At 57.3% G+C, this 26,115-nt stretch carries 28 protein-coding genes; 4 read left to right on the top strand and 24 right to left on the bottom strand.

From position 1 onward, the window contains the following. Positions 1–52: 52 nt before the first annotated feature. The 11 genes from B3Z17_RS03265 to rpiB form a co-directional block, all read right to left on the bottom strand. Positions 53–2,140 carry a sodium-translocating pyrophosphatase gene (locus tag B3Z17_RS03265; protein WP_286828537.1) on the bottom strand — a complete coding sequence of 696 codons (2,088 nt, stop codon included), beginning with the start codon at positions 2,138–2,140 and terminating at the stop codon, positions 53–55. Positions 2,141–2,370: 230 nt separating this feature from the next. After that, positions 2,371–2,871, bottom strand: a complete 501-nt coding sequence (locus B3Z17_RS03260; protein WP_286828536.1) for a hypothetical protein — start codon at positions 2,869–2,871, stop codon at positions 2,371–2,373. A gap of 22 nt (positions 2,872–2,893) precedes the next feature. Then, positions 2,894–3,847, bottom strand: coding sequence for a thiamine-phosphate kinase (thiL, locus tag B3Z17_RS03255; RefSeq protein WP_286828535.1), 954 nt, complete (start codon positions 3,845–3,847; stop codon positions 2,894–2,896). A gap of 30 nt (positions 3,848–3,877) precedes the next feature. Next, entirely contained in the window at positions 3,878–4,345 is a 468-nt protein-coding gene (nusB, locus tag B3Z17_RS03250; RefSeq protein WP_068305906.1) for a transcription antitermination factor NusB, read from the bottom strand. Then, positions 4,345–4,785, bottom strand: coding sequence for a 6,7-dimethyl-8-ribityllumazine synthase (locus tag B3Z17_RS03245; protein WP_068305903.1), 441 nt, complete (start codon positions 4,783–4,785; stop codon positions 4,345–4,347). Before B3Z17_RS03245 ends, nusB begins: the two co-directional genes overlap by 1 nt. A 60-nt stretch (positions 4,786–4,845) precedes the next feature. Further along, the gene (gene ribB, locus B3Z17_RS03240; RefSeq protein ID WP_068305902.1) at positions 4,846–5,955 is read right to left on the bottom strand and encodes a 3,4-dihydroxy-2-butanone-4-phosphate synthase; all 1,110 of its coding nucleotides are present in this window, start codon (positions 5,953–5,955) and stop codon (positions 4,846–4,848) included. Positions 5,956–5,959: 4 nt separating this feature from the next. Further along, the gene (locus tag B3Z17_RS03235; RefSeq protein ID WP_286828534.1) at positions 5,960–6,559 is read right to left on the bottom strand and encodes a riboflavin synthase; all 600 of its coding nucleotides are present in this window, start codon (positions 6,557–6,559) and stop codon (positions 5,960–5,962) included. A 9-nt stretch (positions 6,560–6,568) separates the two neighbouring features. Continuing rightward, positions 6,569–7,663 carry a bifunctional diaminohydroxyphosphoribosylaminopyrimidine deaminase/5-amino-6-(5-phosphoribosylamino)uracil reductase RibD gene (ribD, locus tag B3Z17_RS03230; protein ID WP_286828533.1) on the bottom strand — a complete coding sequence of 365 codons (1,095 nt, stop codon included), beginning with the start codon at positions 7,661–7,663 and terminating at the stop codon, positions 6,569–6,571. Between the two features lie 13 nt (positions 7,664–7,676). Beyond that, the gene (gene nrdR / locus B3Z17_RS03225; RefSeq protein WP_068305899.1) at positions 7,677–8,156 is read right to left on the bottom strand and encodes a transcriptional regulator NrdR; all 480 of its coding nucleotides are present in this window, start codon (positions 8,154–8,156) and stop codon (positions 7,677–7,679) included. An 81-nt stretch (positions 8,157–8,237) separates the two neighbouring features. Further along, a complete protein-coding gene (gene glyA, locus B3Z17_RS03220) occupies positions 8,238–9,530 on the bottom strand; it encodes a serine hydroxymethyltransferase (protein WP_286828532.1) in 1,293 nt (430 codons plus the stop codon). 50 nt (positions 9,531–9,580) lie between these two features. Next, complete coding sequence (gene rpiB, locus B3Z17_RS03215; protein ID WP_068305894.1) at positions 9,581–10,018, bottom strand: ribose 5-phosphate isomerase B; 438 nt, start codon at positions 10,016–10,018, stop codon at positions 9,581–9,583. 273 nt (positions 10,019–10,291) lie between these two features. Here rpiB and B3Z17_RS03210 point away from each other — a divergent pair, with 273 nt between their 5' ends. Beyond that, positions 10,292–10,708 (top strand): MucR family transcriptional regulator, encoded by a 417-nt coding sequence (locus tag B3Z17_RS03210; RefSeq protein ID WP_068305892.1) that lies wholly within the window; start codon positions 10,292–10,294, stop codon positions 10,706–10,708. A gap of 33 nt (positions 10,709–10,741) precedes the next feature. Here the strand turns inward: B3Z17_RS03210 and B3Z17_RS03205 are convergent, their stop codons facing one another. From B3Z17_RS03205 to B3Z17_RS03195, 3 genes are all read right to left on the bottom strand, one after another. Continuing rightward, positions 10,742–10,960, bottom strand: a complete 219-nt coding sequence (locus B3Z17_RS03205; RefSeq protein WP_068305890.1) for a DUF6898 family protein — start codon at positions 10,958–10,960, stop codon at positions 10,742–10,744. Positions 10,961–10,973: 13 nt separating this feature from the next. After that, the gene (hemA, locus tag B3Z17_RS03200) at positions 10,974–12,191 is read right to left on the bottom strand and encodes a 5-aminolevulinate synthase (RefSeq protein WP_286828531.1); all 1,218 of its coding nucleotides are present in this window, start codon (positions 12,189–12,191) and stop codon (positions 10,974–10,976) included. A gap of 157 nt (positions 12,192–12,348) precedes the next feature. Then, positions 12,349–12,828 carry a MarR family winged helix-turn-helix transcriptional regulator gene (locus tag B3Z17_RS03195; protein WP_068305888.1) on the bottom strand — a complete coding sequence of 160 codons (480 nt, stop codon included), beginning with the start codon at positions 12,826–12,828 and terminating at the stop codon, positions 12,349–12,351. Positions 12,829–13,042: 214 nt separating this feature from the next. On the opposite strand from B3Z17_RS03195, the gene hemB reads away from it, so the two are divergent. Further along, the gene (gene hemB, locus B3Z17_RS03190) at positions 13,043–14,032 is read left to right on the top strand and encodes a porphobilinogen synthase (RefSeq protein ID WP_286828530.1); all 990 of its coding nucleotides are present in this window, start codon (positions 13,043–13,045) and stop codon (positions 14,030–14,032) included. A 6-nt stretch (positions 14,033–14,038) separates the two neighbouring features. Here the strand turns inward: hemB and B3Z17_RS03185 are convergent, their stop codons facing one another. The 5 genes from B3Z17_RS03185 to B3Z17_RS03165 form a co-directional block, all read right to left on the bottom strand. Continuing rightward, positions 14,039–14,623 carry a C-type lectin domain-containing protein gene (locus B3Z17_RS03185; protein WP_286828529.1) on the bottom strand — a complete coding sequence of 195 codons (585 nt, stop codon included), beginning with the start codon at positions 14,621–14,623 and terminating at the stop codon, positions 14,039–14,041. Between the two features lie 78 nt (positions 14,624–14,701). After that, entirely contained in the window at positions 14,702–15,445 is a 744-nt protein-coding gene (locus tag B3Z17_RS03180) for an RNA methyltransferase (protein ID WP_241493398.1), read from the bottom strand. Further along, complete coding sequence (gene cysS / locus B3Z17_RS03175) at positions 15,445–16,776, bottom strand: cysteine--tRNA ligase (RefSeq protein ID WP_286828528.1); 1,332 nt, start codon at positions 16,774–16,776, stop codon at positions 15,445–15,447. Before cysS ends, B3Z17_RS03180 begins: the two co-directional genes overlap by 1 nt. Positions 16,777–16,786: 10 nt before the next feature. After that, entirely contained in the window at positions 16,787–18,118 is a 1,332-nt protein-coding gene (gene gltX, locus B3Z17_RS03170; RefSeq protein ID WP_286828527.1) for a glutamate--tRNA ligase, read from the bottom strand. 44 nt (positions 18,119–18,162) lie between these two features. Next, complete coding sequence (locus B3Z17_RS03165) at positions 18,163–19,836, bottom strand: NAD+ synthase (protein WP_286828526.1); 1,674 nt, start codon at positions 19,834–19,836, stop codon at positions 18,163–18,165. A 128-nt stretch (positions 19,837–19,964) separates the two neighbouring features. Here B3Z17_RS03165 and B3Z17_RS03160 point away from each other — a divergent pair, with 128 nt between their 5' ends. Next, positions 19,965–20,594: a LysE family translocator gene (locus B3Z17_RS03160; protein WP_286828525.1), complete on the top strand. Its 630-nt coding sequence runs from the start codon at positions 19,965–19,967 to the stop codon at positions 20,592–20,594. Between the two features lie 121 nt (positions 20,595–20,715). On the opposite strand, the gene B3Z17_RS03155 is transcribed toward B3Z17_RS03160, so the two are convergent. Then, positions 20,716–22,089, bottom strand: a complete 1,374-nt coding sequence (locus B3Z17_RS03155; RefSeq protein WP_286828524.1) for a class II 3-deoxy-7-phosphoheptulonate synthase — start codon at positions 22,087–22,089, stop codon at positions 20,716–20,718. 275 nt (positions 22,090–22,364) lie between these two features. Between B3Z17_RS03155 and gph the strand changes: the two genes are divergently transcribed. Next, positions 22,365–23,030 carry a phosphoglycolate phosphatase gene (gph, locus tag B3Z17_RS03150; protein ID WP_286828523.1) on the top strand — a complete coding sequence of 222 codons (666 nt, stop codon included), beginning with the start codon at positions 22,365–22,367 and terminating at the stop codon, positions 23,028–23,030. Here the strand turns inward: gph and B3Z17_RS03145 are convergent. Genes B3Z17_RS03145 through B3Z17_RS03130 form a run of 4 tightly spaced genes read right to left on the bottom strand, consistent with a single transcriptional unit; the run spans position 23,017 to position 26,074 of the window. Beyond that, entirely contained in the window at positions 23,017–24,024 is a 1,008-nt protein-coding gene (locus B3Z17_RS03145; protein WP_286828522.1) for a nucleotidyltransferase family protein, read from the bottom strand. The two genes, gph and B3Z17_RS03145, sit on opposite strands and share 14 nt — an antisense overlap. Next, positions 24,021–24,950: an HprK-related kinase A gene (locus B3Z17_RS03140; RefSeq protein WP_286828521.1), complete on the bottom strand. Its 930-nt coding sequence runs from the start codon at positions 24,948–24,950 to the stop codon at positions 24,021–24,023. Before B3Z17_RS03140 ends, B3Z17_RS03145 begins: the two co-directional genes overlap by 4 nt. After that, positions 24,947–25,249: an HPr-rel-A system PqqD family peptide chaperone gene (locus B3Z17_RS03135; protein WP_286828520.1), complete on the bottom strand. Its 303-nt coding sequence runs from the start codon at positions 25,247–25,249 to the stop codon at positions 24,947–24,949. Before B3Z17_RS03135 ends, B3Z17_RS03140 begins: the two co-directional genes overlap by 4 nt. Before the next feature lie 9 nt (positions 25,250–25,258). Further along, on the bottom strand, positions 25,259–26,074 hold the full coding sequence (locus B3Z17_RS03130) for a hypothetical protein (protein ID WP_286828518.1): 816 nt from the start codon (positions 26,072–26,074) through the stop codon (positions 25,259–25,261). Positions 26,075–26,115 lie beyond the last annotated feature (41 nt).

Raw genomic sequence — 26,115 nt, 5'->3', positions numbered from 1 at the left:
AGAAAAAGCCCCGGCAGTGCCGGGGCTTTCTGTTTTCGGATCAAACCGGTGTCTAGTGCGCCAGCATCGCCAGCAGCAGAAGCGCCACGATGTTGGTGATCTTGATCATCGGGTTCACAGCCGGGCCTGCAGTGTCCTTGTACGGATCACCAACAGTATCGCCTGTCACGGCAGCCTTGTGGGCTTCAGAGCCCTTGCCGCCATGGTTGCCGTCCTCAATATATTTCTTCGCATTGTCCCATGCGCCGCCGCCGGCGGTCATGGAAAGTGCGACAAAGAGGCCGCCAACGATCACGCCCAGAAGAAGAGCGCCAAGTGCCGCAAATGCGGCCGCCTGCCCTGCAATGGCATTGATCAGATAGTAGGTAATCACCGGCGCCGCCACAGGCAGCAGGCTTGGGATGATCATCTCCTTGATCGCTGCTTTGGTCAGCAAGTCAACCGACCGGGCATAATCCGGCTTGGATGTCCCTTCCATAATGCCAGGGTTATTGCGGAACTGCTCGCGCACTTCCTCAACCACTGCACCGCCTGCGCGGCCCACAGCTGTCATGCCCATCGCACCAAAGAGGTACGGCAGCATGGCCCCAAGGAACAGCCCAACAACCACATACGGGTTAGACAGGCCGAAATCGACCGTAACGTCCGAGAAGTAGGTGTTGAGGTCCGCCGTATAGGCACCGAACAGCACCAGTGCAGCCAGGCCCGCGGAACCGATAGCATAGCCCTTGGTAACAGCTTTGGTGGTGTTGCCCACAGCATCAAGCGCGTCAGTCCGGCTCCGGACCGTCTCGTCGAGGCCAGCCATTTCCGCGATACCGCCAGCGTTGTCTGTAACAGGGCCGTAGGCATCAAGCGCCACAACCATGCCTGCAAGCGCCAGCATCGCGGTTGCCGCGAAGCCAAGACCAAGGATACCGGCAAGCTGGTAGGCAACAATAATGCCTGCACAGATGACCAGCGTCGGCAGTGCGGTAGACTCAAGGGAAATCGCTAGCCCCTGAATCACGTTCGTGCCGTGGCCTGTTTCAGATGACTTGGCAATCGACCGAACCGGGCGATAGTCAGTACCGGTATAATATTCAGTGATCCAGATAATCAATCCGGTCACGATCAGCCCGATCAGGCCGCAGTAATAGAGGTCACGCCCGGTGAAGCTGCTGGAGGCCGTCTGGAAAACCCGTTCCATCTCGCCGCCCAGTGCCCAGTCCATGGCAAACCACATTACACCGGCAGACAGAACCGCCGTCACGATAAAGCCTTTGTATAGTGCCCCCATGATCGACTGGCTTTTGCCCAGCTTGACAAAATAGGTGCCGATGATCGAGGTCAGGATACAGCCGCCACCGATGATCAATGGAAGTTGCATGATGTCTGCAGCACCTGAACTGAGGAACAGCGCGGAAAGCACCATGGTCGCACCAATGGTCACGACGTAGGTTTCAAACAGGTCTGCAGCCATACCGGCACAGTCACCAACGTTGTCGCCCACGTTATCGGCAATCACCGCCGGGTTGCGTGGATCGTCTTCCGGGATACCGGCTTCCACCTTACCAACGAGGTCAGCGCCAACGTCGGCGCCCTTGGTGAAGATACCGCCGCCCAAACGGGCGAAGATGGAGATAAGCGATGCACCAAACCCGAGTGCCACCAGGGCGTCAATCACTGCACGGTCCGTTGGGTCAATCCCCATTGGGCCGGTCAGAACCGTATAGTAACCAGCCACGGCAAGAAGTGCGAGACCGGCAACCAGCATACCTGTCACCGCGCCGGACCGGAATGCGATGGTCAGGCCTGCTTGCAGGCTGGTGCTGGCAGCTTCAGTTGTGCGAACGTTGGCCTTGACGGAAATCAGCATACCAATATAGCCCGCAACGCCCGACAGAACGGCGCCGATGACAAAGCCAAGGGCAGCAAGTTGCCCCAGTGTAACAAAAAGAATCACAGCAACGACCACACCCACAATGGCGATGGTACGATACTGACGATTAAGGTAAGCCTGCGCTCCTTCCTGGATCGCAGTAGCAATTTCCTGCATTTTCTCGGAGCCCGCACTGGCGGACAAAATAGACTGACGCGTTACAATGCCGTACAGAACGGCAGCAACGCCGCATGCAATCGCGGCGTACAATACTTCCATGGGAAACTCCCTCCCTTGAACCAAACCCAAGTAGTTTGAGCTTATCGGGCAGAGATACTCCCCACACGTCCGCCCTGCTCATTCATTCTAGTAGACAAACCCCTAAAACTCCTGACAACAAGTTGGTCGGTTTTCACCTTAGGAAGCATTTTCAAGACTTTCAACCATCTTAAAAAAGAGAAGGCGCCGCAAACATGCAGCGCCTTGCGTAATCCAAGCTTTACCGCCAGCTAGCGCGACAGCCGCATGGTATTGAGGATCGAGATATTTTCCACCACATTGGGGCCGACAACCTCTGCGGCCTTCTTCTTCAGGACCGCCGCGACCTTGTCATGGTCCAGCTGCAGCGGCGAGTCTTCCTGCATCAGGTCGTTCTGGCTGATCGCTGCGATAAAGGCGTGTTGCAGTTGCGGTTGGGAACGCTTCACCAAAATCTGGTTGTCGTTGCCGTAAACCTGCACCGCCAGATCGACAAAATAGTTGCCCACAAAGCGGGAGCTGTTCTCATTCCTGAGATAGATTGGTACCGCGATGCGTTCAAAGCCAACCGTCAGCAAAGGTCCCGATGGTTTTTTGCGTTCTTGTTCCTGCCCTTCGGTCGCCGGCGCCATGTTCTTGAAATAATAAAATCCAAGCCCGCCGCCGATCGCGATGCCACCCAAAAGCCCGAGGATCAGGAGCAATTTGCCCGAACCGGAGCTTCCATGAATTGATACGTCATCCTGTGACATTGACTAACACCTCGGTTCAATTTCAAAAATGTTGGTAACCCTGCTGGCCAGACTGCACCAAATTACCTGATGAATCAACAAGATGGCATCCGCCGCCCTGTTCCACCTCACCGATGCGCGTGAGCTGGACACCACAGTCCACAGCAATGCGTTCCAGCGCGCCTGCGTTTGAAGGTGAAGCGGTAAAGACCAGTTCATAGTCATCCCCACCCGCATAGACAGACGGCCACAGCTCACTGTCCTGCCCCACCAGTGCGGCAACGGCTTCCGAAAGCGGCAGGCTGGACTGATCTACACGGGCGCCAACAGCTGATGCCGCGCAGATATGCCCAAGGTCGGCCAACAGTCCGTCAGAGACATCGGCGCAGGCTGATGCCACGCCCCTAAGGGCCTGGCCCAGGGCAACGCGAGGTGTGGGTTTCCGATACCGGCGCACGAGGCCTTCTGAAGCGTCCAGCCGTCCCTGAACCATCTTCAGGCCCAGCGCGGCATCACCAAGCGTGCCGGACACATAGACATCATCGCCCATCTGCGCACCGCTGCGCTTGATCATCGTGCCGGATGGCACGGTCCCCATGGCTGTGATACTCAGGGTCACACCGCTCGTGCTGGCTGTGGTGTCGCCGCCTGCAAGCTGAATGCCGAATGCCTCCTGGCACGCTTTCAGGCCAGCAGCAAAATCGGCAATCCAGGCTTCAGGTGCGCCCTTTGGCAGGCTGATCCCGACAAAATAGTGTGTGGGACATGCGCCTTTGGCCGCCAGGTCTGACAGGTTAACGGCCAGTGCCTTCCAGGCAATATCTGCGGCTGGCTCATCACCAACGAAATGAACGCCTTCCACGATCAGGTCCTTGGTCACGACCAGTTCATGACCGTCTGGTACTGTGAGGCAGGCAGCATCATCCGCAAGCCCAAGCCCCTCGGGCCCGGCCAACGGACGAAAATATCTGGCAATCAGGTCAAATTCTCCGGCCATAAGCTTCTCTGCTTTCTGCCGGGGCACGTGCTAGGTGCGCACGGCTTTGGCAAACCTGTCGAGGACGCCATTGACGAACGACGCTTCCGTGCGCTCGTAAAAACCGTGCGCCACATCGACATACTCATTGATGATCACGGCGGTCGGCACATCCGGGCGCGCCACCAGCTCATAACCGCCCGCACGGAAAATGGCATGGATCAGCTTCTCCAGGCGGTCAAGCGGCCAGTCTGATGACAGGCAGCTTGTCAGCGTGCCGTCAATTTCCTCGCGGCGTTCCCAGGCACCCAGCACCACGTCGCTGAACAGGTTGGCGTCAGCGGCAACATACTGGTCGCCTTCGATTTCCTGGCCCAGGCGGTGATTGACATATTCCTCAACCACCATCTTGGCTTTTGGTTCGTCGGACATGTCCAGCTGGTAGAGCGCCTGAACGGCTGCAAGGCGCGCTGCACTCCTGGGGCCACCAACCTTCGGTGTTTTTGATCCTGCGGACATTATTCTACTCCAAAACTCTGCTTCAGTCCGATCATGGCAAGTGCAGCCTGTGCCGCCCCTGCCCCTTTATTCTTCTGGTCGCGTTTCGCGCGCGCCCATGCCTGGTCCCAGTCCTCGACGGTCAGAATGCCGTTGCCGATGGCCAGGTTTTCATTGAGTGCCAGGTCCATCAGGCCACGCGCGCTTTCGCCGCACACATAGTCATAGTGGGTCGTCTCACCGCGGATCACGCAGCCAAGCGCCACATAGCCGTCGAAATGCGCCTTTTGGCCCGCATGCGCAAACTTGATCGCCGCCGGGATCTCCAGCGCACCGGGCACGTCGTACCGGTCCCACGTGCAGTCCGCGGCTTCGATCGCCTCAATGGCACCAGCCGCCAGCTCGTCGGCCAGGTCTGCATAGAATTTTGCTTCGACAATAAGAATATGAGGCTTTGCCATCTTTTTTCCTTGGAACGCGCCAGCCCTTGTTGGACGTGTGGCGATAAATCAGTGCGGCGCCTAACCGGCGTCCGGAATTTTCCGTTGTTCTACGATATCGAGACCATACCCATCAAGCGCAACATAGTGGTTCGGGCTGTTGGAATAGAGAATCATGTGGCGCACGCCGATATCGAGGAGGATCTGCGAGCCAAGCCCGATGTCCTTCAGCGCACGCTCCTTGCCGTCGTCTTCCGCCGGCACGCCTTCCAGCAGCTCCGACGGGCGGATCGCGATCTGCCCCGGGAACAGCACCACAACGCCGTGGCCTTCGCCCTCAATCGCGGTCATGGCGCGCTCAAGCTGGCCACTGCGCGGATGGTCCATGCCCAGCAGGTCTTCGAAGGGGTTCAGCGCGTGCATCCGCACTGGCGTCGGCACGCTGCTGTCGATGTCGCCCAGCACCAGCGCCACGGTTTCGCGGCGGTCAGCGGTAGAGCGGTAAACAACCACACGCCATTTCTTGCCGCTCTGGCGCACGAAATCGCTTTCGGACGCGCGCTCAACCAGCACATCATTCTTCAGCCGGTAGGCAATCAGGTCCCGGATGGTCGCCACTTTCAGGCCGTGCTCTTTAGCAAACGGGATCAGGTCTGGCAGGCGCGCCATGGTGCCGTCGTCCTTCATGATCTCACAGATCACGGCGGATGGGTTGAGGCCCGCGAGGCGGGAAATATCAACAGAGGCTTCGGTATGCCCAGCCCGCATCAGCACGCCACCGTCCTGCGCCATCAGCGGAAACACATGGCCCGGTGTGGCCAGGTCGTCCGCGCCTTTTGAACCGTCGATCGCCACAGAAATCGTGTGCGCCCGGTCAGCCGCGGAAATGCCGGTTGTCACGCCCTGCTTGGCTTCGATTGAAACGGTGAAGGCCGTCTGGTTGCGCGCTTGGTTATTGTTGCTCATCTGCGGCAACTTCAGCGCTTCAACCCGCTCCCGCGTCAGCGGCAGGCAAATCAGGCCACGGCCGTGCTTGGCCATGAAGTTGATGGCGTCGGGCGTGGCCATCTGCGCCGGGATGATCAGATCACCTTCGTTTTCACGGTCTTCGTCATCCACCAGGATATACATGCGCCCGTTACGCGCGTCCTCAATGACGTCTTCGATGGGTGACAGGAAACTCTCTGACACAGGCCTATCCTCTGCTTTGAAGGCGCGCTACGTACCGCGCCAGAATATCGAATTCCACATTCACGGTGTCGCCCTGCTTGCTGTTGCGGAAGCTGGTGACCGCCTGCGTGTGCGGGATCAGGTTAATGGAGAAGCGCGTGACATCGCCTTCGTCGGCAACCGAATTCACCGTCAGGGAGGCCCCATCGATGGTAACGCTGCCCTTCTGGGCCACAAACGCTCCGTGCGCGCTTGGGATTGCGATATCCATAACGACAGACTCGCCAAGCTCATCAAAGCGCACAATTTCGCCAGTGCAGTCCACATGACCTGTCACGATATGACCGCCAAGTTCGTCCCCAAGCTTCAGGGAGCGCTCAAGATTGACTTCTGTGCCCTCGGCCCAACCGTTCAGGTTGGTCACCTTCAGCGTTTCGGCAGACACATCAACCGCAAACCAGCCTGTGTCTTTGTCCACCACTGTCAGGCAAACGCCTGAACAGGCAATGGAGGCACCGATATCAACGGACGCCATATCAAAGGCGGTCTCGAGCGTGACCCGCTTGTCAGCGTCGCCTTCCACGGCGCGAATGCGCCCCACATCTGTAACAATTCCGGTAAACATGCGCCTGAGTTACTCCGCCTTGACGTATGATGCAAGTATATCCGGCCCCAGTTGCCGAATTGTCTCAAGATTAAAATGGGGCGCTTCCCCAAGGCTGGCAAGGTCAAGGGCACCAATTGCCGGTCGGCCGTCCGCACCGATGGCTTTTGCGGCGCTGAAATGCGCGATCCTGTCTGCAAAACCAGCCTTCAGGAAAGACGCATGCACCTGCCCGCCACCTTCGACAAGCACCCGGGTAAAACCGCGTTCTGCAAGGATAGCTGACACGGCGGCAAGATCGTGGGTATCTTCGACCGCGACGGTTTCAACGCCCAGTTTTTGGAGCGCCGCTTCCTTGGCAGCGTCGCGCACCTGGTGGAAAACCACAGTACCCCGCGTCGCAGCGCATTGCGCCAGTTTATGGGTAGGCTTCAACTGCAGTGTACCGTCCAGAATAATGGGTACAGGCGATCGGCCCTCAAGCCCCGCCAGACGGCAGTCAAGCGACGGGTCGTCCGCCAATACCGTACCGCTGCCCACAAGGATGCCGTCATGCTGTGCCCTGAGCATATGACCAAAACGCCGGGCCTCACTGCCAGTGATCCATTTGCTGTCACCATTTTCAAGGGCGATGCGACCATCCAGCGTGCTGGCGATCTTGACGGTGAATAACGGGCGCTCGCGGCTCACGCGCAGGAAAAAGCCCCGGTTGAGCTGCGCAGCTTCCATTTCGCATACGCCGTTTCTGGTCTCGACACCTGCGTTCGCCAGAATGGCCAGCCCTTTGCCCGCCACGCGCCAATCCGGGTCCGAAACCGCCATCACGCAGCGGCTGATGCCTGCGTTCACAAGGGCTTCGGCACAGGGGCCGGTTTTGCCAACATGGGCGCAAGGCTCAAGCGTGACATAGGCAGTGGCCCCCTTCGCGGCGGCGCCGGCCTGCCCCAGTGCCATGGTTTCTGCGTGTGGCCGCCCGCCCGGCTGGGTCCAGCCGCGGCCAATGATGATGCCGTCTTTCACCAGAATGCAGCCAACAGCAGGATTGGGCGCAACAGTACCAAGGCCGCGCCGGGCAAGCCCAAGCGCAGCCTTCATATAGGTTTCATCTAACGATGTTGAGGCCACTCAAGCCTCCCTGTCAGGGTTCTTCGGAAAAGACCTCGTCTTCCGTGCCGGACATCTTGCCCAGGAACTTCTCAAAGTCTGAAGCCTCGCGGAAGTTACGGTACACGGATGCGTAGCGCACATAGGCTACCTGATCGAGGCTTTCGAGCCCTTCCATAACTAAACGGCCAATCTCACCCGAATCAATCTCATTTTCACCCATGGATTCAAGCCGACGCACGATACCGTTGATCATGCGCTCCACCCGGTCCGGGTCAACCGGCCGTTTGCGCAGGGAAATATCAAGCGACCGCTCCAATTTGGCCCGTTCAAAGGGTACGCGCCGCCCGGTTTTCTTGATCACAGTCAGCTCGCGCAACTGCACACGCTCAAATGTGGTGAACCGTGCCCCGCATGCCGGGCAAAACCGCCGACGCCGGATCGCCGACTTGTCGTCGGTCGGACGGCTGTCCTTAACCTGAGTGTCTTCGTTTTGACAAAACGGACAACGCATAACGCCCCCTACTCCCCTGAATTCTTTTCTTGGTCACTGATGGTGTGGGGATAATGCACCCACACCATCTTGTGATCAAGCTTATCCCAATTCACTATAGATTGGGAAGCGTGCACAAAGGGCCGCGACCTTGTCGCGTGCTGCGGCCTCTGCTGCATCATTGTTTTCAGGGTTAGCCGCCAAGCCGTCCAGCACCTCGGTGATCATGTCCGCAATCTGGCCGAATTCCTCTTCGCCGAAGCCACGGGTCGTGCCGGCTGGCGTCCCCAGGCGAATACCGGACGTGATAAACGGCTTTTCCGGATCGAACGGCACACCGTTCTTGTTACAGGTCATGTGGGCGCGCTCAAGCGCTTCGTCTGCTGCCTTGCCGGTCAAGCCTTTCGGGCGCAGGTCCACCAGCACAACGTGGGTGTCGGTGCCGCCAGAGACGATATCAAAACCGTTGGCCTTGAGCTTGTCAGCCAGAACCTTGGCGTTTTTGACAACCTGGGCCGCATATTCCTTGAATTCCGGGCGCAGCGCTTCGCCGAACGCAACAGCCTTCGCGGCAATCACGTGCATCAGCGGGCCGCCCTGAAGGCCTGGGAATACCGCAGAGTTGATCTTCTTCGCCACATCCTCACGGTTGGTCAGGATCATGCCGCCACGTGGGCCGCGCAGGGTTTTGTGCGTCGTGGTTGTGACAATATCAGCATACTCAAGCGGGTTCGGGTGCGCGCCACCAGCCACGAGGCCGGCGAAGTGTGCCATATCAACGAACAGAAGCGCGTTCACGCTGTCAGCAATTTCGCGGAAGCGCTTGAAGTCGATCACACGGGGGTACGCAGAACCGCCAGCGATGATGATGGTCGGCTTGTGCTCAAGCGCCATTTCGGCAACCTGATCATAGTCGATCTGGGCGTCTTCACGCCGTACGCCATACTGGACTGCGTTGAACCATTTCCCAGAAAGCGCAGGGGCTGCACCGTGGGTCAGGTGACCACCGGCATCCAGGCTCATACCCATGATGGTGTCGCCCGGCTTTGCCAGCGCAAGCATCACAGCACCGTTGGCCTGCGCGCCAGAGTGCGGCTGCACGTTGACGAACTCTGCCCCAAACAGCTTCTTCGCACGCTCGATTGCCAGGTTTTCGGCCACGTCCACATGGTGACAGCCTTGGTAGTAACGGCGCCCAGGATAGCCTTCGGCATATTTGTTGGTCAGCACAGAGCCCTGAGCCTCAAGCACAGCGCGACTGACAATGTTTTCGGATGCGATCAGTTCGATCTGGCCTTGCTGGCGCTCAAGCTCGCCCGTCACTGAATTCAGCAGCTCTGGGTCAGTTTCGGACAGATGGGAAGAAAAGAAACCAGGTTGGGTAAAACTAGTCATCGTTGGTGGGCCCTTACGAATATAGAAAAATAAGTATATTGGGTTTAGCTTTAAGCACCCATTTTGTCGACCCGCCTTTGGTGGCGACCGCCTTCAAAATCAGTGTTCAGAAATGCGTTGAGACAATCCAGTGCCGTTTCAATGCCAATCAGGCGCGCGCCCAGCGACAATACGTTGGCGTCATTATGCTGGCGGGACAGCTTTGCCATCAGGCTATCGGTGCACAGAGCCGCACGAACGGCAGGGTTCCGGTTGGCCGCGATCGATATTCCGATCCCCGAACCACACACCAGCACACCGCGCTTGGCCTTGCCGCTGGCAATCGCTTCACCCATGGCAATACCAAAATCTGGGTAGTCAACAGACTCAAGACCGTTAGTGCCCAGGTCCAGCACGTCATAGCCACGGTCTGACAGTTCGTTTTTCAGGGTTTCTTTCAGGTCAAAACCTGCATGATCGCAAGCAATTGCAATTGTCTCGGATGCCATTCTACGCCTCATCGGTCAAAGGTCTCGCAGCCAAGGACTGCGGCGGGAATTCGCGGCTTGATTATCATAGAAAAGGCCAGAACCCAAGCGCGCAAAAAGCGGCATGTATGAAAATCACTTATTCAACAAATTAGCTGACGTATTACTTGGGAATGCATCTATTAACTATTTATTAACAAATAAATTGTGAAAGAACAACCATTTGATGTTGTAATCACCAACGAAATGCGGCAATAAAAACTCGAAAAATTAAGAAATTGGAGCATTAATTTAATGTCAGACTTTGACGCCTCCTCCGATTCAGGCGAAATCATGTTGGGTCTGGTGGCAGACATTGTTGCGGCCTATGTCAGTAACAATACCCTTGATTCTGACCAACTGCCGGATGTCATCAAGACTGTCCACTCCACCCTGAGCGGACTTGGCCAACAACAAAGCCCTTTCGGCAGCGCCAACCAGAAGCCCGCCGTACCGGTGAATAAATCCTATACCAAGGACTATATCATCTGCCTTGAAGATGGGAAGAAACTGAAGATGCTCAAGCGTTATCTCAGAACCCGTTTCGGCATGACACCGGAAGACTATCGCGCCAAATGGGGCCTGCCGGTGGATTATCCGATGGTTGCGCCGAATTATGCTGCAAAACGATCCGAATTCGCCAAGAAAATCGGGCTCGGCAAGAAACGCTGAACTAATTCGAAATGATTGTCTCCAAGGGGCGGCCTATATGGTCAGCCCCTTTTTTGGTGCCCCGCCCGCTTTCGCGTCCCGCTCCATCACATACCGAAGCTTCCGGATCGCAACAGCTTCAAGCTCCTGCTTGCTGGCACGCGGGTCTCCCACGATCTGGACTTCCCGTCCGGTGCGCGTGCAGACAGCACTGACCCGCACGGAATTACCGACGCGAATAAATTCGATGATGACGTTATCAGGTGAAGCCATCGGGCTTTCCCTCTCAGCCTACCTCGCGCTTGAGGTGCAGGCGCTGCCAAACTTCGCTCAAGGCCGAGACCAAGGCATTCATGACATTGTCGTCATGAAGTGGACCCGGCGTGAAGCGCAGGCGTTCGGTTCCCCGCGGAACCGTCGGGTAATTGATCGGCTGAACATAGATACCATATTCGTTCAGCAACAGATCAGACACATCCTTACACAGCACCGGATCGCCAATGAAGACCGGTACGATGTGGCTTTCGCTGTCCATAACCGGCAGGTTGGCTGCCTTCAACAGCGCTTTCAGCTTGGCAGCCCTTTCCTGGTGCTGCTCGCGCTCTGCGTTGCTTGCCTTCAAGTGACGAATGCTTGCAAGCGCGCCGGCAGCCAGCACAGGGCTCAGCGCCGTTGTAAAGATAAAGCCGGAGGCATAGCTGCGGACAACATCCACGAGCGCTTTCGACGCAGTGATATAGCCGCCCATAACGCCAAACGCCTTGCCAAGCGTCCCTTCAATGATGGTCACCCGGTCGGCCACGCCGTCGCGCTCAGAGACACCGCCGCCGCGTTTGCCGTATAGGCCAACAGCGTGCACCTCGTCAAGGTAGGTCATCGCGCCGTATTTATCGGCCAGGTCACAGATCTTGCCGATCGGTGCAATATCGCCGTCCATGGAATAGACAGATTCAAAAGCGATCAGCTTTGGCGCAGCCGGATCGCTTGCCGCCAGAAGCTCTTCAAGATGCTCGAGGTCGTTATGGCGGAAGATATGTTTCTTCGCGCCACTGTTGCGAATGCCCTGAATCATGGATGCATGGTTCATGGCATCGGAATAAACGATGCAACCCGGCAGCAGTTTGGCTACGGTCGAGAGCGTCGCCTCATTCGAAATATAGCCACTGGTAAACAGAAGCGCGGCTTCCTTGCCGTGCAGGTCAGCCAGTTCTTCCTCAAGAAGCACATGATAATGGTTGGTGCCTGCAATGTTACGCGTGCCGCCAGCACCCGCGCCGGTCTCGTCCAGCGCCTTGTGCATGGCGCCGATCACGGTTTCATGCTGGCCCATGCCCAGATAGTCGTTCGAACACCAGACAGTGATAGCACGGGCGTTATCGCCCGCATCGTGCCGTACGGCCCGTGGGAAATTGCCGCGCTCGCGCGAGATATCAGCAAAGACGCGGTAGCGCCCTTCCTGGCGTACGGCTTCGATTGCGTCGGCAAAAATCTTTTTATAGTCCATCAGGCAGTCCATTCGCTTACAGCTGTCCGAAGTGTATCGGCGCGCTCTTCATAGCGCAATGCTGCGCTTTTCGTCCAGAGTCGAAAATGTCGCACCTGCATATAAAAACAGACTGGCCCAATTGCAAGGCCAGTCTTTTTCTGCCCTCTGCGACTCTCTAGAGTCCGAAGTGTAGCTTGTCAGACCAGTAGCGTTCAAGGTTGCGCAAGTTTTTACGCAAATTTTTCAGCTCATCATGGTTGATTAGATCGTCCTGCAGCAGCTCATCCAGGTGCTGTTTGTAGAGATCATCGATCAAATTCCGGATTTCATAGCCCTTGTCCGTCAGCGAGATACGGACCGCGCGCCGGTCATAATCAGACCGCTCGTGGCGCAGGTAGCCCATCTCAACCAGCTTCTTGAGGTTATAGGAAACGTTGGAACCCTGATAATAACCGCGGGTTTTAAGCTCGCCGGCGGTCATTTCATTCTCGCCGATATTGTGCAGCAGCAGTGCCTGAACCGGGTTCAGGTCATTGCAGCCGATATGCTCCATATGGTTCTTCAATACATCGAGAAGTCGACGGTGAAGCCGTTCGACAAGGCTCAAAATGTCGAGAAATAGGAACTTTGGATCGTTAAAATCGTAACCGCTCATGGTATCTGCCTGACTTTTAGAGAAGATTTTTAGTGAATCTTGACTAAAAACAATCTGCTCCACAAGTACTAACGGATTATTAATGCTAAAATTTGAACTATTTTCGTGATCGGAAGCCGTTTGGTGCGGCATATTGCTCCAAATTTTCAGCAAGCAGTGACAAACTTGCTTTTGCGTGCCTAAGATGCGCGAAAATTTCAGTAAGGATACCTATATGACAGCTCGTTTCCCCGCCACGCGCCTGCGCCGCCCGCGCGCTACAGACTGGTCCCGCCGCATGGTGCGCGAAAACCACCTGTCCGCCGATGATCTGATCTGGCCAATTTTTGTGCGTGAAGGCAAAGGCGTTGTCGAGCCTGTGGCCTCCATGCCGGGCGTCAACCGGTTGTCGGTCGATGAAGCGGTGAAAGCGGCCAAGGAAGCGGCAAGCCTGGGCATTCCCTGCATTGCCCTGTTCCCCAACACACCATCCGACAAGCGCGACGAGCGTGGCGACGAGGCGCTGAACCCGGACAATCTGATCAACACAGCCATGCGCGCCATCAAGGATGCGGTGCCGGAGATTGGCCTGATGGCCGATGTGGCGCTGGACCCCTACACCAGCCACGGCCAGGACGGCCTGGTTGAAGATGGCGTGATCCTGAATGATGAAACCGTTGGCGTCTTGGTGCAGCAGGCGGTGGTGCAGGCTGAGGCCGGCGCCGACATTATCGCCCCATCCGACATGATGGACGGCCGTGTTGGTGCCATTCGCGGTGAATTGGACAAGGCAGGGTTCCAACATGTGCAGATCATGGCCTACAGCGCCAAATACGCCTCCGCCTTCTATGGCCCGTTCCGCGATGCGGTTGGCAGCAAGGGTGCGCTGAAGGGTGACAAGAAAACCTACCAGATGGACCCGGCCAACCGTGCCGAGGCCTTGCGCGAAATTGAGCAGGACATTCTGGAAGGCGCGGACAGCGTGATGGTCAAGCCTGGCATGCCGTACCTGGACATCGTGCGTGATGTGAAAGACACATTCGGTGTGCCCACCTACGCCTATCAGGTGTCTGGCGAATATGCGATGCTAATGGCCGCCGCACAGAATGGCTGGCTGGATCAGGATGCTGTGATGATGGAATCGCTGCTGGCATTCAAGCGCGCGGGCGCAAACGGGGTTCTAAGCTATTTTGCGCCCATGGCGGCCAAACTGCTGCAGGGCTAAGGCAGGCTAGTCCTGCCCGCCTTCTTCTGCGGCTTCTTCCTCAGTGGGCACCGGAAATTCAACCATCATATAGGTCAGGTTCTGATTGCCCCTACCCATCTGCCAGCGCACGCCAAAGGCGTCGGGCTCGTAGAAAATCGGAATTTCCATACCGCTATCCTTGCGGGCACGGCAGGTCCGGCTGATGTCCCTGAGCGCGCCTTCGCCAAAACCGCGGAAAGATTGATCTGCGAGGTTGCTGCCGTCCACCCACAACAGGTCGGCAGTCTCGTTGCAGGTCGCGCTCAGGCCAAGCCACATGGGGCTGGTGCGGATCATCGGGAAATTCAGAAGCAGGAAATAGTGGGTTTCCACGTCCTTGACGGTCGCCAGCTGCCCTTCCCTGCCTTCATAGAGGTAACCACGCACCATACGTTTGGCGTGGCGCCATGTGTGGGGCGGCTTGCCGTAAAACTCGAAGACTTGATAGTAGCTGCCGTTTCCCTCATTGAGGTGCACCTCGCCCAGCGGCCGCGCGACAGCCGTGCCTGTTTCGTCAATGCCCTGAAACAGCATCATCATAATGGCAAGTGTTGCACCAATCCCAGACATAGGCCCTCCTTGTTAATCTCAGCACCTTCTGTGCCACACTATTATAGCAAAGGAAACGCTGTATGACAGATGAACGGCTTAGGCGTCGTCCCTTGCAGGGCGCGCGAGAGATTTGATAATGCCGCGCATGGTGTGGACTTCCTGGCGCGAAAAGGCGGCATTCTGCACCAAATTGCGGAGCGTCCGGCGCAGCGGGTTCCGGCGCCCTTCTGACCGGAAATAGCCCTTTTTCTCAAGCTCCCGTTCCATATGCTCCATCAGGCCCAGAAGTTCATCCTTGCTGGCCAACGGGTCTTCATGGGCGGATTGATAGGCCGGGGTCTGGTCGGCAAATGTGTGAAACTCATAAGCTGCCAGAACAACCGCCTGCGCGAGGTTGAGGCTGCCGAATTCCGGGTTCACCGGTACAGTCAGCACCGTGTCCGCCAGCACCACATCGTCATTGGTCAGGCCCGAGCGCTCAGGCCCGAACAGAATGGCCGACTTGGCACCGTCCTTGATCTGGGCATGCATCTGGGCTGCCATCTCGCGCGGGGTGACCACCGGCTTGGGCATATCGCGGTCCCGCACGGTGGCGGCATACACATGGTTGCAGTCGGCCACGGCCTCTTCAACCGTGTCATAGACCTTGGCCGCATCCAGAATGATGTCGGCACCAGCGGCGGCCGGTCCTGCCGCCGGGTTGGGCCAGCCATCCCGCGGGGCAACAAGGCGCATTTCCGTCAGGCCGAAATTGAGCATGGCGCGCGCCGCCTTGCCGATATTCTCACCCAGCTGGGGCCGCACCAGGATTATGGCGGGTTGTTGGCGATCGTGCGTCATCAGTCGGCCTGACGCCATTTCACGCCGTCTGGCCCCACTTCGATCACAAGGCCAAGGGCCGTCGCTTCATCGCGGAGGGCATCAGCGGTGGCAAAATCCTTGGCGGCGCGGGCAGCGTTATACTTTGCCGTGTTGGCGTCAATCCAGGCGCTCTGTTCATCCGAGAAGCTCTGGAACCAATCGCTTGCCTCTTGCATCAGAAGGCCCATGAACTGCGCGCCGGCTTTCAGCTCAGCCGCTGTTTCAGGTGCTGCCAGCGCATCAAGGGCTGCAATTGCCTTTGGTGTATTCAGGTCATCCGCCAGTGCATCAATCACGCTGGCCGGCACTTCCGAGGCCGCTTCCACACCGTCCGTGATGCGGTACCAACGGTCCAGCCTGCGCTTCTGCTCGCGCGTGCTATCCAGCGAGAAATCAACCGGCTGGCGATAGTGCGCCGTCAGCAAACTGAGCCGCAGCGCTTCGCCTGGGTGCTCCGCTATCAGGTCATGCACTGTATGGAAGTTGCCCAGCGACTTGGACATTTTCTCGCCGTCCACCGTCAAGTAGCCGTTGTGCATCCAATAGTTCACGAACTGTTTGCCGTGCGAGCATTCGCTCTGCGCGATCTCATTTTCATGGTGCGGGAAGATCAGGTCCTGCCCACCACCGTGAATATCGATGGTGTCGCCCAGATGCTTCTCGATCATGCAGGAGCATTCAAGGTGCCAGCCCGGACGGCCGCGGCCCCAGGGGCTGTTCCAGCCAACCTGATCATCCGTTGATGGCTTCCACAGCACGAAATCCGCCGGATCGCGCTTGTAGGGTGCCACTTCAACTCGGGCACCAGCCACCAGCTCATCACGGCTATGGCGGGAAAGCGCCCCATAATTGTCCATGGACGGCACATTGAACATCACATGGCCTTCCGCCTCATAGGCGTGGCCCTGTTCGATCAGCGTGCGCATCATCTTGATCATTTCAGGCAGATGCTCGGTTGCCTTGGGCTGGATCGTTGGGTCCTGCGCACCAAGGGTGGCCATGTCTTCCTGATAGATTTTGGTATAGCGGCTTGTGATGGCTTTGATGCTGACACCTTCCGCTATCGCACGCTCCATGATCTTGTCCTCAATATCGGTGATATTGCGGGCATAGGTCACATGGTCTTCGCCGTAGACGTGTTTGAGCAGCCGGAACAGCATGTCGAACACCACCACCGGGCGGGCGTTGCCGATATGGGCATAGTCATAGACCGTCGGTCCACATACATACATGCGAACGTTTTGCGGATCGATGGGTTTGAAAACCTGTTTCTCGCGCGCCAGCGTGTTGTAGACCCGAATCTCGGTCATGGAAGCCCCCTTATGCGCTTTCGCCTGACAGACGCGCCACAACCTTGTCGCGGCCGATCAGCGGCAGCAGCATGCCCATGTCCGGGCCGTGGTCCTGCCCTGTCAGCGCCTGACGAAGCGGCATGAAGAGCGCGCGACCTTTGGCACCGGTGGCTTCCTTGATCGCGCCGGTCCAGGCCTGCCAGCTGTCGCCCGTAAGCTCGCCCGCAGGCAGCAGCTCAAGTGTTTTGGCAATATGGTCGGCATCTTCGATTTTTGGCGTCACCGGGCCGTCGATGATCTTTTTCAGTTCGGCCACATCAGCCAGCTTGTTGATGTTTGGCTGCAGCGCCAGCCACATGTCTTCCGAAACACCGTCCAGACGGTCCGCAACGGCAGCATAAGGTGTTGCGTGCAGGATCTTGGCATTCAGCACATCAAGCTCTGCCGGGTCCAGCTTGGCGGTCGAGCGGCCAAACTTGCCGAAATCGAAGCCGTCGATCAGCGGCTGGGCGTCCACGAACGGCTCGATCGGCTCAGATGTGCCAACGCGAGCCAGCAGGCTCACAATCGCCATTGGCTCAATGCCCGCCTCATCGCGGTATTCCTCGATGGACATGGCACCGTGGCGCTTGGAAAGGCCTTCACCGCCCTTGCCGGTCAGCAGCGCAAAGTGCGCCATCTCTGGCGCCGTGCCGCCGACAGCTTCGAAAATCTGCACCTGAACGGCAGAGTTGGTCACATGGTCTTCACCGCGCACGATGTGGGTGATGCCGTAATCAACGTCATCCACCACGCTTGGCAGCGTATAAAGGAACGAACCGTCTTCACGGATCAGGATCGGGTCAGACAGCGCTTCAAGGTCGATCGATACATCGCCCCGGATCATGTCTGTCCACTCAACGCGCGCAGGCGTGTTCAGCTTGAAGCGCCAGTGCGGCTGGCGACCTTCGGCTTCGAACTTGGCTTTGTCTTCGTCCGTAAGGTTCAGCGCCGACCGGTCGTAGACAGGCGGCTTGCCGCGACCCATCTGGATCTTGCGCTTCATGTCCAGCTCTTCGGCTGTCTCATAGCATGGATAAAGCCGGCCTTCGGCCTTCAGCTTTTCAACCACTGCATTATAGCGGTCAAAGCGCTCGCTCTGCTTGAAGGTTTCATCCCACTTGAGGCCAAGCCACGTCAGGTCTGCCTTGATGGCTTCTTCGTTTTCCAGCGTTGACCGCTCGCGGTCCGTATCGTCGATGCGCAGCACGAAGGTGCCACCCTGCTGGCGCGCGAACAGCCAGTTCACGAGTGCAGCACGGATATTCCCCACATGAAGCTTGCCCGTGGGTGACGGGGCAAAACGAACCTTAACAGTCATTGTCTTTATCCAACCTTATGGGCCTGACGGCCTTGATATATAAGTTATTCAGTCCTGCGGGCGCTTCTGAACCCATTGGTGATGGGGTAGCGGCGATCCCGGCCAAAATTCTTGCGCGTGATCTTCACGCCCGGCGGCGACTGGCGCCTTTTGTATTCGGCGATGTACAGCAGGTGCTCAATTCGTGCAACCTCTGATGCGCTGTGGCCGCGTTCGATGATCTCGTCCACGGACATTTCTTCGTCCACCAGACAGCGGAGCATATCATCCAGCGCCTCGTATGGCGGCAGGCTGTCTTCGTCCTTCTGGTCTTCGCGAAGCTCTGCGGTTGGCGGCTTGGTGATGATATTCTCCGGGATTACTTCGCCCGATGGGCCAAGCGCGCCCACTGGCACATTTTCATTGCGCCAGCGCGACAGTGCAAACACGTCCAGCTTATAGACGTCCTTCAGCACGCTATAGCCACCGCACATGTCACCGTAGAGCGTTGCATAGCCAACACTCATTTCGCTCTTGTTGCCGGTCGTCAGCACCATCTTGCCAAACTTGTTAGAGAGCGACATCAACACCAAGCCACGCAGCCGCGACTGGATGTTTTCTTCTGTCGTATCGGCTTTCGTGCCCTTGAACACGTCAGCAAGCATCTCGTCAAACGCCTCAACGCCCGGCTTGATGGCAATCACATCATACTGGACCCCAAGGGCCTTGGCGCAGTCTTCCGCGTCGCCCAGGCTTTCGCCAGACGTGTAGCGCGACGGCATCATCACACAGTGAACCTTGTCCGGCCCCAGCGCGTCTACCGCCACAGCGGCAGAAAGCGCGCTGTCGATCCCGCCCGACAGCCCCAGGATAACGCCGGGGAAGCGGTTCTTGTTAACATAGTCCTTCAGCCCCAGCACCATCGCCTGATACATGCTGGTGTAATGGTCTGGCGTGGGTGCCTGATAGCTGGTCGTGCACTCAAGGCCCTTGCCGGCGCGCGTCCATTCGGTGCGCAGCTCGGCCTCAGCCCAGAATTCCATCTGCACCGGCACGCTGCCATCTGCGTTCATTACAAAGCTGCCGCCCTCAAACACCAGCTCGTCCTGCCCGGACATCTCATTACAGAACACCAGCGGCAGGCCGGTTTCGTCCACCCGGTTACGGGCGTGGACCTGGCGTTCCGGGTGTTTGTCCAGCTCAAACGGGCTGCAGGTCGGCACCAGCAAAATGTCAGCGCCATGATCCTTCAGGTTCTTGGCAATGGTCGGGTACCACATATCCTCGCAGATCATCACGCCAAGAAGGAAACCGCGGAATTCCATGGGCACAGACGGTGCGCCCGGCTTGAACACCCGCTTTTCGTCAAACACGCCATAGTTTGGCAGGTCATGCTTGTAGCGAATGGCTGAAATTTCGCCGTCTTCCAGCAGCAGGACCGCGTTATGCAATACTTCGCCGTCGAACCAGGGGCTGCCGATAATCAGGCCCGGCTTGCCCTCGCCCGCAGTCAGCGCCGCCAGTTCATCCACCGCACGCATGGCGGTTCGCACAAAGAAGGGTTTCAGCACCAGGTCCTCAAGCGGGTAGCCGGCAACCGACAGCTCAGGTGTCAGTACCAGGTCCGCGCCCGCGTTAGAGCCGCGCCCGTAAGCAGCTTTGATCAGGTCGGTGTTGGCCGCAATCGCGCCCACCGTCGGATTCATCTGCACCAGATATATGGATAAAGTATCAGTCATGACGCGCTTTTACCCTTCTTGGCGGGCCGGGACAAGTCAAAGAAAATCACGCGTTTGATCAATCGCGCTTGCCGCTTTTCCGAATCCTGATATCTTGCGCACCCGGCTTGATTTTAAAGGAATTATTTATGCCGGACCTTTCCACACTTCTTCTGTTTTCCGCCGCCAGCCTCGCTCTCACCGCAACACCAGGCCCGGACATGCTCCTGATCGCGTCTCGAAGCGTCAGTCAGGGCAAGCTTGCGGGCTTGCTGACCTACGCGGGAATCGCCGCCGGGTGTTACTGTCACGCCCTGATGGTTGCCTTTGGCCTTGCCCAGCTTTTCCTGCTGGTACCCGCCGCATTTGATATCGTCCGGTTCGCCGGTGCCGCTTACCTCCTCTATCTGGCATGGCAAACGCTTCGGTCGAAGCCAGACAACAGCGCCGCGGTTGCAGCACCGCGCAAGCGCAAACGCCGGATTTTCAGTGAGGGGCTGATCACCAACCTCCTGAACCCGAAAATGGCTCTGTTCATGCTCGCCCTCTTCCCGCAGTTCCTGAAACCGGAAGCCGGGTCGGTGGTGATGCAGACACTGGTGCTGGTGACCATCCTGAACATGATCGGGCTTCTGGTGAACGGCACCGTGATTATCGCGAGTGGTACGCTGCGTCAGCGTCTGTCACGGGGCGGCAGCTTCGGTCGCTGGCCGCAATATCTGCTCGCCGGTGTTTTCACAGGGCTTGCCGTTCGGCTTGCCTTCTCGGGCCGGAACTGAGCTTTCAAAAACAAACGGCGCCGCATTTCTGCGACGCCGTTTTCAAATTCTATGTTTTGGGCCCTACGGGTGTGCCCTTTTGTGCCCCTTTTAGTCATAGGGGCACTACCAGTGTGCCCTTTTACGCGGCTGCCGTTTTCGCCAACGCTTCGCGCTCTTCCTTCAGGGCTTCTGCCAGCAGGAACGCCATCTCGATTGACTGGCTGGCGTTCAGGCGTGGATCGCAGTGCGTGTTGTAGCGCGACGACAGGCTGTCTTCCGTGATCGCCACAGCGCCACCAATACATTCCGTCACATTCTGGCCCGTCAGCTCCAGGTGGATACCGCCGGCATATGTGCCTTCGGCGCGGTGGCAGGCGAATACCTGGCGCACTTCCTTCAGCACCCGGTCGAACGGACGGGTCTTGAGACCACCGTTGGAGGCCTTGGTGTTGCCGTGCATCGGATCACAGGACCAGACAACCTTCTTGCCTTCGGCCTGCACGGCGCGCAGCAGTTTCGGCAGGTGCTCTTCCACCTTGTCAGCACCAAAGCGGGTGATCAGCGTCAGGCGACCGGCTTCGTTATTCGGGTTCAGTGTGTCGATGAGCTTCAGCAAGCCATCCACTTCCGTGGTGGGGCCAACCTTGGCCGCAATCGGGTTTCCGATGCCGCTCAGGAACTCAAGGTGTGCGCCGTCCAGCTGGCGGGTCCGGTCGCCGACCCACAGCATGTGGGCCGAGGTGTCGTACCAATCGCCCGTAGTGCTGTCCACGCGCGTCAGGGCCTGCTCGTAGCCCAGCAGAAGCGCTTCGTGGCTGGTGTAGAAATCAGTACCCTGAAGCTGGCGCACGTCGTTCGGGTTGATGCCGCAGGCTTCCATGAAGTTGAGCGCTTCACCAATGCGGTCCGCCAGTTCCTTATATTTGTCACCAGCAGCCGATTTGGAAACAAAGTCCAGGTTCCAGCGGTGGACAGACATCAGGTTGGCATATCCGCCCTGCGCAAACGCCCGCAGCAGGTTCAGCGTCGCAGCAGACTGGCTGTAGGCGCGCAGCATGCGGTTCGGGTCCGGGATGCGGGAGTCCGCATCAAACGCCGGGCCGTTGATGATGTCGCCGCGGTAGCTTGGCAGCTCTACGCCATCCTTGGTTTCCATATTGCTGGAACGCGGCTTGGCGAACTGGCCCGCAAGGCGGCCCACTTTTACAACCGGACAGCTGGCAGCAAAGGTCAGCACCACCGCCATTTGCAGCAGTACACGGAAGGTGTCACGGATGTTGTTTGGGTGGAATTCAGCGAAGCTTTCGGCACAGTCACCACCCTGCAGCAGAAAGGCCTTACCTTCCGCCACATCGGCAAGCTGGGATTTCAGATGGCGTGCCTCGCCCGCAAAGACGAGTGGCGGATAGGAGGACAGCTCCTCTTCTACCCGTTTCAGCACTTCGCCATCAGGATAGTCCGGCACCTGTACGATCGGCCGGTTTCTCCAACTGTCTGGACGCCACTCACTCATCACTTTTCCTCAACTTCGCAGCACGCACTCGTGCAGGATTATTTCAATATCTTGCCATTTTCGGCAATTTCCTAAGCCCCACATATAATAGAGCGACCCTTCGGAAAGCAAGCCATAACGGCCTTTTTCAGCCATTTCCACAGTTTCTTATGTAACAGTCTTTTCGCCCAAATACCTCAGACGAATTCTTGCCTTTCGCAACAGGCTGTCTTTCTTTACACAATATAGCGTCTTTTACCGGCCCTTGCCTGACACTTTAATGAGAGTTTTTGTTCATGTCCCTGTTCCCTGCCCAGAAGATCGTCTTTGACCTAGACGGCACCCTGATTGACAGCGCCCCAGACCTGCACGCCGCCACCAACCATGTATTGCAACATGTTGGCCGCCGCACGGTAACGCTTGATCAGGTACGCCACATGGTTGGCTATGGCGCACTGACACTGATCAAGCTGGGCCTTGAAGCAACAGGCGACGGAGACGAATATACGCCGGAAGAGCTGCGCCCTGTGTTCCTTGACTATTACGGCAAGAATAGTACCGCCCACACACGGCTTTTTGACGGTGCCCTAGATATGTTGCAGCACTTCCGTGCTGCCGGCGTTGAGTTGGCAATCTGCACCAACAAGCCATTCCTTTTGACCGAGCCCATTCTGGCCAATCTTGGCCTGCGGGATTTATTTTCCTCCGTCAGTGGTGGCGACAGCTTCGACTTCAAGAAGCCAGACCCGCGCCATATTCTGGAAACCGCAAGCCAGATGCCCGGCGAAGGCCCGATCGTAATGGTTGGTGACAGCCGCCCGGATATTGAAGCTGCCAGGGCGGCCGGTGTACCTGCTATTGCTGTCAGCTTCGGCTATTCGCAGACACCGGTACATGAGCTGGCCCCAGACCGGGTGATTGACAGCCTGGCAGAACTGAAGACCCTGATCACACCCGCCTGAGCAGCTTCTTCCACAGATGCCCCAGCAAGAGCGGCAGCGGCATTCGCATATAATGGCTTCTGACATATAGGACGCTGTTGGCAAGAAACTGGCCACTCCCTTGCCCGGCAGTCACGGAACGAAGGCAGGATTTCAGCACCAAGGAAGCGCGCGCGCCCCCAGCCTTGATGTCAAAATATTCATCTAACATCCACAGGGCCTCTGCCGTCGGCTTCTGCGCACCCACATCCGTAGCACGGGCCAAAAGATCTTGCCGCTCATCATCGCTCAGGTCCTGATAGAGATAATAGAGTTCAATGAAACTCCTGGCTGGCGTTTCAAACGCGCCGTCCCCAAAGATATGGATCGCCGAATGGATAAACCGGTCGGTCGGCGAGAAAACCATGAGATCACTGCCTTCAATCTGACGTGCGGCAGCCATCATCTTCAGATGGTCAGGCCGAATGCGTGAGGTGCGCGGTAGCAGCCGGTGATGCACATCAATAAGCGTTCGTCGCGTAACATGCCGCAGTGGTGGCAGCTCGTGCATCCAGCGGCGATAATATTGCTGATCATAAGCCCCGGATGTGCTCTCTTCCGCCCGCCATCCGGCCTGCCCAAGCAGCCTTTCAGTTTCACCCAACTGGGCTTCAGGTACCAGAATATCGATATCACTCACCCGGCGCCCTATACTCGCCAACAGGTGCTCCGCCACATAGGCGCTGCCTTTGAGCAGTATGGGCTGAATATCGGCACCCATCAGCGCGCGCTTGATGCGGTTGGTCTCAAAAGTCAGCATCCGCCGGTCATAGCTGCTACGGAGGCGGGCATTTTCGAGAATTTCTGCCAGCTTCGTTCCGACCGGCGCGTCTACCACGGCTGCAACCTGCCCCAATATATGGCTTTGCTGAGCCCACAAGGTGAACGCCGCCAGGGCTTGGGGCTGGTCAGGGAGCGGTGCCTGCCCCGTCGCAATTCGCAGGAAATCTTTTATGTCCGGCGCGCGTTGGATCATGACACGTGCGCCTTCCAAAGCTCGCGAACCAGCGCGAGGCTGTCTTCTGTGCTGCCATATTCAATCTCATAGGCTTTCATGCCCTCAAGCATTGTCATCAAGCCTGAAAAGGCACGTTCACCGATCACCTGATAGTTTGGCGAACTGGCAATCAACTGCATAGCAGCGTCAGCCAGATCAATTTCACGGCTTTCGGCTTGGGCCCCGTCTGTAAAGCGCGGGAACAGGATAAGGAGGGGTTTAGCCGCCTTCTGCATTGTCTCGATATCGCTTGGGCGCGGCCGGCGATAAGCAATGGCACCCTTCGGGGTATCGTGGAGTGTATCACTGACCTGCCCGCTACCAGCAAAACCCCGGACTACATCAATTGACGCATTCTTCAGCGACACCGGGCGTGGATAGGCCTTCAGTGTGGCTGCGCCCAGATCAAGGATCGCAAATTCATCGGACAACAGGCGCCAGTCTTCTTCCATCAAGGCGGCTGTCAGAGTGCTTTTTCCTCCCCCGGATTTAGCAGCAACAATCAAGGCGTTGTCACCTTTCGCCACCACACCCGCATGGAAAATGGCATAGCGAAAACATTGCAGCGCCACACTGAGGTTCAGGCCCATTTCAAAAGCGAGGGGAGACATTTCCAGCGGCAACGGTACAGCTGGGAACTGAAAGCCCGGATCTGGCACAATCTGGCGCCGGAAGTATTTCCGGAATTTGTTTGGCGGGCGCAGGCACAAGGAAAAATCACACAATACAGCTTTGTCGATGGATACTGGGCAGGCTGCATACATATCCAGGAAGAAATCAATTGACCGCCGGTCTGAAAGCTTGATCCGCGTCAGAAAAGGCCCCAAATCAAGCGCTAGGGTGCCAGACCGCAACGCATGAATAACATCTGACCGCGGATAATCGGATAACGCGCGCCTATTCATCGCTCTACCCGTTCTACAAGGCCAACCTCATCCAATTCGCCGAACAATCGACGCACAACACCACTGGGGCATTCTTCAGGAGGCACCTCAAGATAGGCAGCGAAGCCCGCTATGATATGGGCGAGCGTTTTGGGGTGTTCTGCAAGATAGTCCAGCATCGCACGCGATACCAGATTGAGCATATGAGTGGTGCCCGACACCCGGCTAAAGGCGAATGTCGTGTCCCCTATTTCGTGCAGGATATAATGATCGGGATTTGCGACCCAAACCCAATCGTCGTTGTTGGGGCCCGCAGACACTGTCGCCGTCTACTGCATTTCCAGATAGTTCAGGATCGACAACAGGCACGAAATACCCGGGAAACCACCGTCATTCCCATACGTATCCAGATACTTACCCGCCAACAGCAGATAAAGGCCGTTGGCCCCATTCAGGTTCCAGTTGCCGTTGCCGTTCAGATAGTCAGCTGGCGTGATGGTGGTGTTGCGGCTGATCTTATAGACCTTGTAACAATCGGTCCAACCGCCGTTGCCATTATTGCCATTGCCATTGCCATTGCCATTGCCATTGCCATTGCCGTTACCATTGCCGCCGCCGCCATGACGCCAGTCATTACCGTTACCACTGTATTCATTCGGGCGGTTACCAGGCTCACCGTCTTCGCCGTCTTCCTCAAACCACGGCGTTTCACGCGGCGGGTCAGCCGGACAACTATCCTGGTCATTGTTATCGCCGACAGGGTCGTCAATATCGTTGCCCCAACCACAATCATTGCCGTTGGCATCGTTCTGACCTGTATCGCATTCATCAGGGCGGAAGCGTTCCGGTACCGTTGAAGCCGGGAACATATAGTCAGCATTGCTTTTGAAGCGCTCGATATCCTGAGTTTTGTATTTGCCGTGCTTCTCCCGGATACTGTCGTCGCCCATCCAGGCCTTGCCGTCATAGTCGACAAGAATTGTAACTTCATCAGGAATAACGAATGCACAATCCAGCGCGGAGTGGACAGGCTGCGTAGCCGATGCCTTCAGGGTCAAAACCATAGGGACGCCGGCAGCGCCCAACTTAAGCAACTGGCGACGGCGCGCTAGGAAATCGCCGTCCTTGTTCTGAATATTTGACACTCTGACTACTTCTCCAGACTTACAGGCATGGAAAATTATGC

Origin of the sequence: Kordiimonas sp. UBA4487 (assembly GCF_002389025.1) — a bacterium.
Classification (GTDB): Bacteria; Pseudomonadota; Alphaproteobacteria; order Sphingomonadales; family Kordiimonadaceae; genus Kordiimonas; species Kordiimonas lacus.
Note: the sequence above shows the minus strand (reverse complement) of the source record. Positions and strands in the feature narration are given on the sequence as shown.

What these genes read in the sequence shown, in the direction of transcription:
- B3Z17_RS03265 (WP_286828537.1), bottom strand. Translation starts at nt 2,140, where the DNA reads ATGGAAGTATTGTACGCCGCGATTGCATGCGGCGTTGCTGCCGTTCTG.
- B3Z17_RS03260 (WP_286828536.1), bottom strand. Translation starts at nt 2,871, where the DNA reads ATGTCACAGGATGACGTATCAATTCATGGAAGCTCCGGTTCGGGCAAA.
- thiL (WP_286828535.1), bottom strand. Translation starts at nt 3,847, where the DNA reads ATGGCCGGAGAATTTGACCTGATTGCCAGATATTTTCGTCCGTTGGCC.
- nusB (WP_068305906.1), bottom strand. Translation starts at nt 4,345, where the DNA reads ATGTCCGCAGGATCAAAAACACCGAAGGTTGGTGGCCCCAGGAGTGCA.
- B3Z17_RS03245 (WP_068305903.1), bottom strand. Translation starts at nt 4,785, where the DNA reads ATGGCAAAGCCTCATATTCTTATTGTCGAAGCAAAATTCTATGCAGAC.
- B3Z17_RS03235 (WP_286828534.1), bottom strand. Translation starts at nt 6,559, where the DNA reads ATGTTTACCGGAATTGTTACAGATGTGGGGCGCATTCGCGCCGTGGAA.
- nrdR (WP_068305899.1), bottom strand. Translation starts at nt 8,156, where the DNA reads ATGCGTTGTCCGTTTTGTCAAAACGAAGACACTCAGGTTAAGGACAGC.
- glyA (WP_286828532.1), bottom strand. Translation starts at nt 9,530, where the DNA reads ATGACTAGTTTTACCCAACCTGGTTTCTTTTCTTCCCATCTGTCCGAA.
- rpiB (WP_068305894.1), bottom strand. Translation starts at nt 10,018, where the DNA reads ATGGCATCCGAGACAATTGCAATTGCTTGCGATCATGCAGGTTTTGAC.
- B3Z17_RS03210 (WP_068305892.1), top strand. Translation starts at nt 10,292, where the DNA reads ATGTCAGACTTTGACGCCTCCTCCGATTCAGGCGAAATCATGTTGGGT.
- B3Z17_RS03205 (WP_068305890.1), bottom strand. Translation starts at nt 10,960, where the DNA reads ATGGCTTCACCTGATAACGTCATCATCGAATTTATTCGCGTCGGTAAT.
- hemA (WP_286828531.1), bottom strand. Translation starts at nt 12,191, where the DNA reads ATGGACTATAAAAAGATTTTTGCCGACGCAATCGAAGCCGTACGCCAG.
- B3Z17_RS03195 (WP_068305888.1), bottom strand. Translation starts at nt 12,828, where the DNA reads ATGAGCGGTTACGATTTTAACGATCCAAAGTTCCTATTTCTCGACATT.
- hemB (WP_286828530.1), top strand. Translation starts at nt 13,043, where the DNA reads ATGACAGCTCGTTTCCCCGCCACGCGCCTGCGCCGCCCGCGCGCTACA.
- B3Z17_RS03185 (WP_286828529.1), bottom strand. Translation starts at nt 14,623, where the DNA reads ATGTCTGGGATTGGTGCAACACTTGCCATTATGATGATGCTGTTTCAG.
- B3Z17_RS03180 (WP_241493398.1), bottom strand. Translation starts at nt 15,445, where the DNA reads ATGACGCACGATCGCCAACAACCCGCCATAATCCTGGTGCGGCCCCAG.
- cysS (WP_286828528.1), bottom strand. Translation starts at nt 16,776, where the DNA reads ATGACCGAGATTCGGGTCTACAACACGCTGGCGCGCGAGAAACAGGTT.
- gltX (WP_286828527.1), bottom strand. Translation starts at nt 18,118, where the DNA reads ATGACTGTTAAGGTTCGTTTTGCCCCGTCACCCACGGGCAAGCTTCAT.
- B3Z17_RS03165 (WP_286828526.1), bottom strand. Translation starts at nt 19,836, where the DNA reads ATGACTGATACTTTATCCATATATCTGGTGCAGATGAATCCGACGGTG.
- B3Z17_RS03160 (WP_286828525.1), top strand. Translation starts at nt 19,965, where the DNA reads ATGCCGGACCTTTCCACACTTCTTCTGTTTTCCGCCGCCAGCCTCGCT.
- B3Z17_RS03155 (WP_286828524.1), bottom strand. Translation starts at nt 22,089, where the DNA reads ATGAGTGAGTGGCGTCCAGACAGTTGGAGAAACCGGCCGATCGTACAG.
- gph (WP_286828523.1), top strand. Translation starts at nt 22,365, where the DNA reads ATGTCCCTGTTCCCTGCCCAGAAGATCGTCTTTGACCTAGACGGCACC.
- B3Z17_RS03145 (WP_286828522.1), bottom strand. Translation starts at nt 24,024, where the DNA reads ATGATCCAACGCGCGCCGGACATAAAAGATTTCCTGCGAATTGCGACG.
- B3Z17_RS03140 (WP_286828521.1), bottom strand. Translation starts at nt 24,950, where the DNA reads ATGAATAGGCGCGCGTTATCCGATTATCCGCGGTCAGATGTTATTCAT.